This window comes from Ruminococcus sp. RTP21484sp1_RTP21277st1_D2_RTP21277_210401, assembly GCF_040924225.1.
Classification (GTDB): Bacteria; Bacillota; Clostridia; order Lachnospirales; family Lachnospiraceae; genus Blautia_A; species Blautia_A faecis.
Window position 1 is genome coordinate 1 of the sequence record NZ_JBCOMJ010000055.1, and the last position, 9,371, is coordinate 9,371.

10 protein-coding genes are annotated in these 9,371 nt (G+C 45.1%); 2 read left to right on the top strand and 8 right to left on the bottom strand.

Annotated features, from left to right (window positions below):
* Positions 1-76: 76 nt before the first annotated feature.
* Complete coding sequence (locus tag AB5706_RS22555) at positions 77-910, bottom strand: deoxyribonuclease IV (protein ID WP_173771390.1); 834 nt, start codon at positions 908-910, stop codon at positions 77-79.
* Positions 911-1,279: 369 nt separating this feature from the next.
* Between AB5706_RS22555 and AB5706_RS22560 the strand changes: the two genes are divergently transcribed.
* Both AB5706_RS22560 and AB5706_RS22565 read left to right on the top strand, forming a co-directional pair.
* Positions 1,280-2,653, top strand: a complete 1,374-nt coding sequence (locus AB5706_RS22560; RefSeq protein WP_173771388.1) for a sodium-dependent transporter — start codon at positions 1,280-1,282, stop codon at positions 2,651-2,653.
* 147 nt (positions 2,654-2,800) lie between these two features.
* The gene (locus AB5706_RS22565; RefSeq protein ID WP_173771386.1) at positions 2,801-4,054 is read left to right on the top strand and encodes a CapA family protein; all 1,254 of its coding nucleotides are present in this window, start codon (positions 2,801-2,803) and stop codon (positions 4,052-4,054) included.
* Positions 4,055-4,108: 54 nt separating this feature from the next.
* On the opposite strand, the gene queA is transcribed toward AB5706_RS22565, so the two are convergent.
* The 7 genes from queA to ylxM all read right to left on the bottom strand — a co-directional run bounded on the left by queA (position 4,109) and on the right by ylxM (position 8,863).
* Entirely contained in the window at positions 4,109-5,134 is a 1,026-nt protein-coding gene (gene queA / locus AB5706_RS22570) for a tRNA preQ1(34) S-adenosylmethionine ribosyltransferase-isomerase QueA (protein ID WP_118578849.1), read from the bottom strand.
* Positions 5,121-5,885, bottom strand: a complete 765-nt coding sequence (gene trmD / locus AB5706_RS22575) for a tRNA (guanosine(37)-N1)-methyltransferase TrmD (RefSeq protein ID WP_173771384.1) — start codon at positions 5,883-5,885, stop codon at positions 5,121-5,123. Before trmD ends, queA begins: the two co-directional genes overlap by 14 nt.
* Positions 5,886-6,389, bottom strand: a complete 504-nt coding sequence (gene rimM / locus AB5706_RS22580; RefSeq protein ID WP_173771382.1) for a ribosome maturation factor RimM — start codon at positions 6,387-6,389, stop codon at positions 5,886-5,888.
* Between the two features lie 104 nt (positions 6,390-6,493).
* Positions 6,494-6,724, bottom strand: coding sequence for a KH domain-containing protein (locus AB5706_RS22585; protein WP_021926512.1), 231 nt, complete (start codon positions 6,722-6,724; stop codon positions 6,494-6,496).
* Between the two features lie 159 nt (positions 6,725-6,883).
* Positions 6,884-7,129, bottom strand: coding sequence for a 30S ribosomal protein S16 (gene rpsP / locus AB5706_RS22590; RefSeq protein ID WP_117852013.1), 246 nt, complete (start codon positions 7,127-7,129; stop codon positions 6,884-6,886).
* Between the two features lie 54 nt (positions 7,130-7,183).
* Entirely contained in the window at positions 7,184-8,536 is a 1,353-nt protein-coding gene (ffh, locus tag AB5706_RS22595) for a signal recognition particle protein (RefSeq protein ID WP_173771380.1), read from the bottom strand.
* A 3-nt stretch (positions 8,537-8,539) separates the two neighbouring features.
* Positions 8,540-8,863 (bottom strand): YlxM family DNA-binding protein, encoded by a 324-nt coding sequence (gene ylxM / locus AB5706_RS22600; protein ID WP_118578857.1) that lies wholly within the window; start codon positions 8,861-8,863, stop codon positions 8,540-8,542.
* Between the last annotated feature and the right edge of the window lie 508 nt (positions 8,864-9,371).

A 9,371-nucleotide genomic window follows, 5' to 3' on the forward strand; every position in this document is an offset into this window, starting at 1 on the left:
TTGCGCCGGCGAGTGAGTAATACACATTGTCCAAATGCGTCCGCATTGAAGAACTTTTAATCAACTAAATAGCAATTTATTCTGAATATCTTTCCCTAAGAAGTGCAATTTCTCTTGTCCAACCCTCATCATCATTAGGCGTTTCCAGAATAAAAGGCTTTCCCTCCAATGCCGGGTGCCGGATGACACGGACAAGGGCATCAAGACCAATCTGGCCTTCCCCGATTCTGGCGTGGCGGTCTTTGTGACTGCCAAGAGGGTTGAGGCTGTCGTTTAGGTGGATGGCTTTTAAGTGGTCGAGACCGATGATGCGGTCGAATTCAGTTAAGACACCGTCCAGGTCGTTTACAATATCGTAGCCGCCATCCCACACATGGCAGGTATCCAGGCAGATTCCAAGTTTATCGCGTTTTTCTACAAGGTCCATGATGGCACGAAGCTCCTGGAAATGGCTTCCCACCTCAGAGCCTTTTCCAGCCATGGTTTCAAGAAGAACTGTAGTGGTCTGTTCTTCAGTAAGAACTGCATTCAGCACTTCTGCAATCTTCTGAATTCCAACCTCTATTCCCTGTCCCACATGGCTGCCTGGATGGAAATTATAATAATTTCCTGGTGTGGCTTCCATGCGTTTCAGATCATCCGAAAAAGTATTTCTGGCAAAATCCCGCAGATTTTCTTTGGCCGCGCAGGCATTTAAGGTATAAGGCGCATGCGCCACGATTTTGCCGAATTCATGCTCCCTGGCAATCTCCTGAAACTTCGCCACATCTGCAGGGTCAATAGCTTTAGCATTCCCTCCTCTTGGATTTCTGGTAAAAAATGCAAACGTGTTGCCGCCATTTTTTACAATCTGGCGTCCCATGGCTGCATAGCCTTTAGATGATGAAGTATGATTTCCTATATATAACATGTCGTTTTCCCTTCTTATTTACTATTTTATTATGAAAATCCCGTACGGTAGCCAAAAATGAGCCATGCTTGCACGAGCGAACTCTTGGATATCGAACGGGCTAGACCGTATGAGTAAGTAGGGCGATGGCCCGGATTACGAATGCGGTCGGCAGCTGCGGGAGCGCCATAGGCGCGAAACAGCTGACTCTCAGGCACTCCTTAAGCACATCCTATATATTTTAGCATTTCCCCCTTCTTTTTCAAGATATTTATTGACGAAAACCCATTTTATTCTTATACTGTTAAAAGGTGTGCTCTTCTGTAAAAAAGACTTTTGTCCCATACTTTTTCACAGAATTCATACATAGAAAAAAGGAAGGAAATCAACATGAAAGAACGTGAAAAGTTTTCATCCCGGCTTGGATTTATTCTCATTTCAGCCGGCTGCGCCATTGGAATCGGCAATGTATGGCGCTTCCCTTATATAACAGGACAGTACGGCGGCGCAGCATTTGTACTGATCTATCTTCTGTTCCTTGTAATTCTTGGACTGCCTATTATGGTTATGGAATTTGCTGTCGGACGCGCAAGCCGCAAGTCCGCTGCCAGAAGCTTCCATCTCCTTGAGCCAAAGGGCACCAAATGGCACCTTTACAGCTATGGAGCCATGCTTGGCAACTATATGCTGATGATGTTTTACACCACTGTAGGCGGCTGGATGCTGGCTTACTTCTTTAAAATAGCAAGCGGCACCTTCACAGGTCTTGATACAGAAGCGGTAGGAAACGTATTTAACACCATGCTCTCCAATCCTGGAGAAATGACCTTCTGGATGGTAATCGTAACTGCATTCGGTTTTGGTACCTGCTGCATGGGACTGCAAAAAGGTGTTGAGCGTATCACAAAGGTTATGATGGTATGTCTTCTTACTATTATGGTAGTTCTTTGCGTTAAGAGCTGTACGCTTCCAGGTGCCATCGAGGGTATTAAGTTCTATCTTCTCCCGGATTTTGGCCGTCTGAAAGAGAACGGACTGCTTTCCGGTATTTATGCCGCTATGGGACAGGCATTCTTCACCTTGAGCCTTGGGATCGGCGCAATGGCAATCTTTGGAAGTTATATCGACAAAGACCGCAGCCTTATGGGCGAATCCATCCAGATTGGTATTCTGGATACTTTCGTGGCACTGATGGCCGGACTTATTATTTTCCCCGCATGCTTTGCTTACAATGTAAGCCCTACACAGGGTGTTGGACTTGTATTCGTAACACTGCCGAACATGTTTAACCAGATGATGGGCGGTCGTTTCTGGGGTGCACTGTTCTTCATCTTTATGACATTCGCAGCTCTCTCCACCATCATTGCAGTATTTGAGAATATCTTAAGCTTTGCCATGGATCTGTGGAGCTGGAGCCGTAAGAAGGCAGTTCTGGTAAACGGAATTGCAATCTTTGTTTTATCCATGCCATGCGTACTTGGTTTCAACGTATGGAGCGGATTTCAGCCACTGGGCGCAGGAAGCACCATCCAGGATCTGGAGGACTTCATCATCTCCAATAACCTGCTTCCGCTTGGAAGCCTTGTTTACCTGCTGTTCTGCGTAACCCGCTACGGATGGGGATGGGACAATTTCATCAAAGAAGCGGATACAGGAAACGGCATTAAATTCCCGAAGTGGGCACGTCCATATCTTACCTATGTACTGCCGCTTATTGTACTGTTGATTTTCGTGATGGGTTATTACGATAAATTCTTCAGATAAATATTATTGTAATGTAAATCAAAGGCAAAAGTTCACAGGGCTATTCACTCAAAACATGACCTATGGATTTTTGCCTCAATGTTTATACGGAACAAACACGTCGCCTGTCGGCGACATCATATACAAAAGCCATATGAGGACAGACGTATGCAAAAGAAAAAGAATTTATACAAAAAATCCAAATATTACCGCCGGCGCCAGAAAAAAATCCGGCAGATCTGTATGACCGCAGGTGGTGTCCTGCTGCTGGTGGTACTGCTCCTGATCGTCCGGGGATGTGCAGGAAAGACAAAGAGTGTAAACTCTTCGAATATAAACAACGCAACCGACGAAAATACAACTGGTTCTGCTCTTTCTTCTGACAGCGAAAAGAACGATTCTTCATTTGCCGATGGAGCTAAGCAGACTGCAGAATCTTCCAGTGACAGCTCAGATTCATCTTCTGATTCCGAAAGCAGCGATACTGTTTCAACAAAATCGAAGCACGACACCCCAGTCACCCTTACTATAAGCGTTGTGGGAGACTGTACCCTTGGTACAGATGAAGCCTTCGATTACAGTACCAGCCTGAATGCATATTTTGAAAATTATGGAAAAGAATACTTTTTACAGAATGTAAAGAGCATTTTTGAAACAGATGACCTGACTATCGCCAACAATGAAGGAACCTTCACAGACAGCAGCAGCCGCGAGGATAAAACCTTCGCATTCAAAGCACCCGCATCTTTTGCAGGAATTTACTCCAGCAGTTCTGTAGAAGCAGTAAACACAGCCAACAACCACAGCCATGATTACGGCGAGCAGAGCTTTCAGGATACCATGGATGCCCTGGATGCCCAGGGAATTGTTCATTTCGGCTATGATGAGACGGCTGTAATGGATATAAAAGGGGTAAAAGTAGGTCTTGTGGGAATCTATGAGTTATACGATCATCTAGAGCGTGAACAGCAGCTGAAAGACAACATTGCCAAGGTAAAAGAAGATGGCGCAGAGCTGATCATCGTTATCTTCCACTGGGGAAATGAAAAAGAAACCGTTCCAGACTCCAATCAGACCACACTTGGACATCTTGCCATTGACCTTGGTGCTGATCTTGTGTGTGGACATCATCCTCATGTACTTCAGGGAATTGAAGAATATAAAGGAAAGAATATTGTATACAGCCTTGGAAACTTCTGCTTCGGCGGAAACAGCGCCCCAAGTGACATGGACAGTATGATTTTCCAGCAGACCTTTACCATCTCAAACGACGGCGTAAAAGCAGATAATGTAACAAATATCATCCCATGTTCCATCTCCTCCGCTTACGGCTATAACAATTACCAGCCAACACCTGCTGAAGGGGATGAAAAGACCAGAATTATGAAAAAAATCCAGGAAAGAAGTTCCTGGATCGGATAGAAAAAATATGTTATTCAGCACCCCCAGAGCGAAAGCTCCGGGGGTATTTTTTGATTATAATATCAGCATCGCATCTCCAAATGAAAAGAACCGGTACTTCTCCTGCACTGCCACCTCATAGGCATGCAGAATATTCTCTTTTCCAGCCAGTGCAGACACCAGCATAACCAGTGTGGATTCCGGCAGATGGAAGTTGGTGATCAGACCGTCGATCATCTTAAATTTATAGCCTGGATAGATGAAAATTTCAGTCCAGCCACTTCCGGATTTCAGGACTCCATCCTCACCAGTTGCAGACTCCAGTGTACGGCAGCTGGTAGTTCCAACTGCGATCACACGTCCGCCATTTTTCTTGGTATCGTTGATCAGCTTCGCCTGGTCTTCTTCCACAATGTAAAATTCAGAATGCATGTGATGCTGTTCTACATCATCTACTTTAACCGGACGGAAAGTTCCAAGACCTACGTGAAGCGTTACATGGGCAATATTTACGCCCTTGGCTTTCACCTGTTCCAGAAGTTCTTTGGTGAAATGCAGACCTGCTGTAGGAGCTGCTGCGGAACCCTCATTCTTTGCATAAACAGTCTGGTAGCGATTCTTATCCTTTAATTTATGAGTGATATATGGCGGCAGCGGCATCTCTCCCAGCTGGTCCAAAATCTCCTCAAAAATGCCTTCATAATGGAACTGGATCAGACGGTTGCCTTCGTCCACCACGTCGATGATCTCGCCCTCTAAAATGCCGTCGCCAAATGTGATTTTGGCACCTGGACGAGCCTTTTTGCCAGGCTTTACCAGGCATTCCCAGATATCGTTCTCTCTTCTTTTCAGAAGAAGGATTTCGATCACTGCGCCAGTCTCTTCCTTGTGACCGTAAAGCCTTGCCGGAATAACCTTGGTATCATTGATAACCAAAGTATCACCTTCATTCAGATAGTCCAGTATATCCCTGAAATGGCGATGCTCAATACTGCCATCTGCCATAGAAAGATGCATAAGTCTGGAAGAACTTCTATCCTCCAGCGGATCCTGGGCGATCAGCTCCTGAGGGAGCTCATAGTAAAAATCAGATGTTCTCATCTTTGGATTCCTCCTCTTTCCACTGCTTTTTCAGCTGCCGCACAAAATTCCATTCTTTGTTGGTGAGATCTGCCTTTTTCAGCAGATCCGGACGCCTTCTGGCTGTACGAATGATAGACTGCTCTCTGCGCCACTTCTCTATATTTGCATGATGACCGGACATAAGAACCTCCGGAACCTTTTTACCATGCCACTCTTCCGGGCGGCTGTACTGGGGATATTCCAGAAGGTTTCCTGCAAAGGACTCGGTCTCGCCAGACTCCTGATTGCTGAGCACGCCTGGAACCATGCGGGAAATAGAGTCCATCATAACCATGGCCGGAAGCTCGCCGCCTGTAAGCACATAGTCTCCGATAGACACATAATCCGTCACAATTTCTTCCAGAACACGCTCATCAATTCCCTCATAGTGACCGCAAAGGAAAACCAGGTCTTCCTCTTTCGCCATGTCTCTTGCCATCTGCTGATTAAACACCTGTCCCTGCGGGGTGAGATAAACCACACGGGGGCGCTTCCCTGCTTTCTCGGCAATCGCTTCATAAGCCAGGTAAACCGGTTCTGCCTGCATCAGCATTCCAGCACCGCCGCCGTAAGTATAATCATCTACTTTCTGGTGCTTGTTAAAAGCATAGTCGCGGATATTTATGGCCTCCACAGAAAGGATTCCTGCATTAATGGCACGTCCTGTAATGCTGGTGTTCATTCCATTCCGGATCATTTCCGGAAAAAGGGTCAAAACATGGAATTTCATTTACAAAAGTCCTTTCATCAAATGTACCGTCATCACATTCTCCTCCAGGTCAACATCAAGGATGCATTCCCTGATTGCCGGGAGAAGTACTTCCTGATGATCAGGAAGCTCTACTACGTAAACATCATTGGCTCCTGTCTCCATAACATCTTTCAGGGTTCCGAAATGGGTGTTGTCCTCCAGAACCACTTCCATGCCAATCAGGTCGCCGATGTAATATTCATCTTCATCCAGTTCCTGGGCTTCTTCTCTGGGAACCCACAGGTCTCTGCCTTTGTACATTTCAATATCATTTATATTATCAATCCCGTCAAATTTCAGGATCACAAGATTCTTAAAAAATTTCACGTTACGGATTTCCAGCTTTTTCATCTCTCTGCCAGCATCCAGAATCACGTATTCAAGATCCAGGAAACGCTCCGGATCTGTGGTAGGGAATACTTTTACTTCTCCCCGCACGCCATGAGTGGTGGTAATTACTCCAACCTTTAATAAATCTTCCATTCAAAACTCCTCTACAAAAAACGAATATGTCTGCCGTCCAGGACTTTCATAAGTAAAAACAGGAGCCATGTCTCCACAGCTCCTGCATCCATATATCTTGCTTATCATTGCAGAATATCTACAATCACTTTTTTGCTGCTTTTGGAAGAAGCCGCTTTTACTACGGTACGGATGGCCTTGGCGATTCTGCCCTGACGTCCGATCACCTTACCCATATCAGATGGTCCTACCTTCAGTTCGATAACAACAGCGTCATCCTTTTCTGTTTCGGTAACGACTACTTCGTCCGGATTTTCAACAAGAGATTTTGCAATTACTTCTACTAATTCTTTCATTACACACCTCCCTGATCCCGCCCCGGAGCATATTCAAAAATGCCCTCATCTGGACGTCACAGAAATACCCCCTGAAAATTGCCGGTTACAGTTCACGACTTTCACAGAAAATACTGTGCAATCTGAACCATTCTGGCAACCTCTAAGATACTCCTTAAATTATTTCTCGATTCCGGCCTGTTTGAGGATCTTAGCAACAACCTCTGTAGGCTGAGCACCGTTTGCAAGCCATTTCTTAGCTGCCTCTTCGTCAACCTTGCATACGCTTGGCTCCTGGTTCGGATCGTATGTTCCGATCTCTTCGATACATCTTCCATCACGTTTGCTGCGGGAATCTGCAACAACGATTCTATAGTAAGGTGCTTTCTTCTGTCCCATTCTTCTTAATCTGATCTTAACTGCCATTTTAATTTTCCTCCAATTTACTTTCTCTTTATTAGTTAATTTAATTATTTTATGTTAAAAAGGGAGCTTAAAGCCGCCTCTTTTACCACCCATTTTGCCGCCGCCCATGAGACCCGGCATCTGCTTCATCATCTTCTTGCTCTGCTCAAACTGCTTCACAAGGCGATTGACTTCTGTAACATCCACACCTGCGCCTCTGGCAATCCTATTCTTGCGGGAAAGGTTTAGGATTCCCGGATTGGAACGCTCCTGTGGGGTCATGGAAAGAATAATGGATTTGGTTCTGTCCATTGCTTTCTCATCGATCATGCTCTCCACATCTTTCATCTTGCTTCCCACACCTGGGAGCATATTCAGAATACTAGAGATTCCGCCCATCTTATTCATCTGTTCAAGGCTGGTAAGATAGTCATTGAAATCAAAATCCATCTTCTTCAGCTTCTTGGACATCTCCTGGGCTGCTTCCTGATCCACGGCTGCTTCTGCCTTCTCAATCAGACTCATTACATCTCCCATACCAAGGATACGGGATGCCATTCTCTCCGGATAAAACTGTTCCAGATCGGATAACTTCTCTCCCATACCTACATACAGGATTGGCTTGCCAGTTACGGACTTGATGGAAAGAGCTGCACCACCTCGGGTATCACCATCCATCTTGGTCAGGATCACTCCATCGATTCCAACCTTCTCTGCAAAGGTCTGGGCTACATTGACTGCATCCTGTCCGGTCATGGCATCTACTACAAGGACTGTAGCATCTACCTCAATATTAGACTTAATATCAGCAAGCTCCTGCATCATATCCTCATCGACATGAAGACGTCCTGCTGTATCAATGATCACTACATTCTGCTGATTCGTCTTGGCATGTGCAACAGCTGCCTTGGCTATGTCTACCGGGCTCTGTTTATCACCCATGGTAAAGACTTCCACGCCTTGTTTCTCACCGTTTACCTGCAACTGAGTGATCGCTGCGGGTCTGTAAACGTCACAGGCTACCAGAAGAGGTCTCTTACCTTTAGACTTGATCTTACCTGCAAGCTTGGCTGCCGTAGTGGTCTTACCAGCTCCCTGAAGACCTGCCATCATAATGACAGTCAGATCATTGCCAGGCTTGATCGGAAGCTCTGTAGTCTCGCTTCCCATAAGATTAACCAGCTCTTCATTTACAATCTTGATGACCATCTGGCCTGGGTTCAGTCCGTTCATAACGTCCTGTCCAACTGCACGTTCCTGTACAGATTTCGTGAACTGTTTCACGACTCTGAAGTTAACGTCTGCTTCAAGGAGTGCCATCTTAACTTCTTTAAGAGCAATCTTAACATCCTCTTCGGTCAGACGGCCTTTGCTTCTCAGCTTCTTGAATACATTCTGAAGTTTATCTGTTAAGCTTTCAAATGCCATGAATTATAACTCCTCTAAAATCACATTGGATATTGCCTCAATATCATCAGCGTGATATCCGGATGCAAGCTCATGTATCTTCTGTACCTGTCCCCGGATATTCACAAACTTCTCCACCAGATGCAGCTTCTCTTCATATCCTTCCAGTGCTTTGTCACAGCGTCTGATCATATCATGTACGCCCTGACGGCTGATATTCAGTTCCTCTGCAACCTCACTTAAAGAATAATCCTCCAGAACTACACTCTCGTAGATCTGCTGCTGTCTCTTCGTAAGAAGCTCTCCGTAAAAATCATAGAGCAAAGTACGTTCTACAAACTTTTCCATTCGTTATCACCTTGGGTATCATACCGTATTTTGCGATGTGTGTCAAGTGTTTTTTCTTTACATGCAATATTTTTTATATGTCCAGATTTATTATACGCTATCTCTAATTGTCCGCCCTTATGTTATACTATAAAAGCTGCCGAGCCTCCAGCAGAAAGGAGGTGAATCACATGGAAGAAATTTTCACCGCATTTCTTGTTTCCGTTTTAGCAGGTGTAGTTAGCTACTACATATGCAAATGGCTGGACGGTAAACAATAGGCAGCAACAGCCTAAACGGATCAACTCACCGTAACGAGCAAGAAAGCCCTCAGAGCTGCAACTCTGGGGGCTTTCATTTCGCCGCATGGAATTTCACCGCATTCCTTAGCTACTATCAGCATATGCCATAACCAACGAAATGTCAACTTAAAATTCACATATTTTACTGAATTATGAACCATTTATGATAATGTCCTAATATACCACAAAGGAAAATGTCCCAATGTAGTATAATGCTTCCATCAACA

Coding starts and splice junctions, on each gene's coding strand:
- AB5706_RS22560 (WP_173771388.1), top strand. CDS start 1,280: ATGAAAGAACGTGAAAAGTTTTCATCCCGGCTTGGATTTATTCTCATT.
- AB5706_RS22555 (WP_173771390.1), bottom strand. CDS start 910: ATGTTATATATAGGAAATCATACTTCATCATCTAAAGGCTATGCAGCC.
- trmD (WP_173771384.1), bottom strand. CDS start 5,885: ATGAAATTCCATGTTTTGACCCTTTTTCCGGAAATGATCCGGAATGGA.
- AB5706_RS22565 (WP_173771386.1), top strand. CDS start 2,801: ATGCAAAAGAAAAAGAATTTATACAAAAAATCCAAATATTACCGCCGG.
- rpsP (WP_117852013.1), bottom strand. CDS start 7,129: ATGGCAGTTAAGATCAGATTAAGAAGAATGGGACAGAAGAAAGCACCT.
- ylxM (WP_118578857.1), bottom strand. CDS start 8,863: ATGGAAAAGTTTGTAGAACGTACTTTGCTCTATGATTTTTACGGAGAG.
- rimM (WP_173771382.1), bottom strand. CDS start 6,389: ATGGAAGATTTATTAAAGGTTGGAGTAATTACCACCACTCATGGCGTG.
- ffh (WP_173771380.1), bottom strand. CDS start 8,536: ATGGCATTTGAAAGCTTAACAGATAAACTTCAGAATGTATTCAAGAAG.
- queA (WP_118578849.1), bottom strand. CDS start 5,134: ATGAGAACATCTGATTTTTACTATGAGCTCCCTCAGGAGCTGATCGCC.
- AB5706_RS22585 (WP_021926512.1), bottom strand. CDS start 6,724: ATGAAAGAATTAGTAGAAGTAATTGCAAAATCTCTTGTTGAAAATCCG.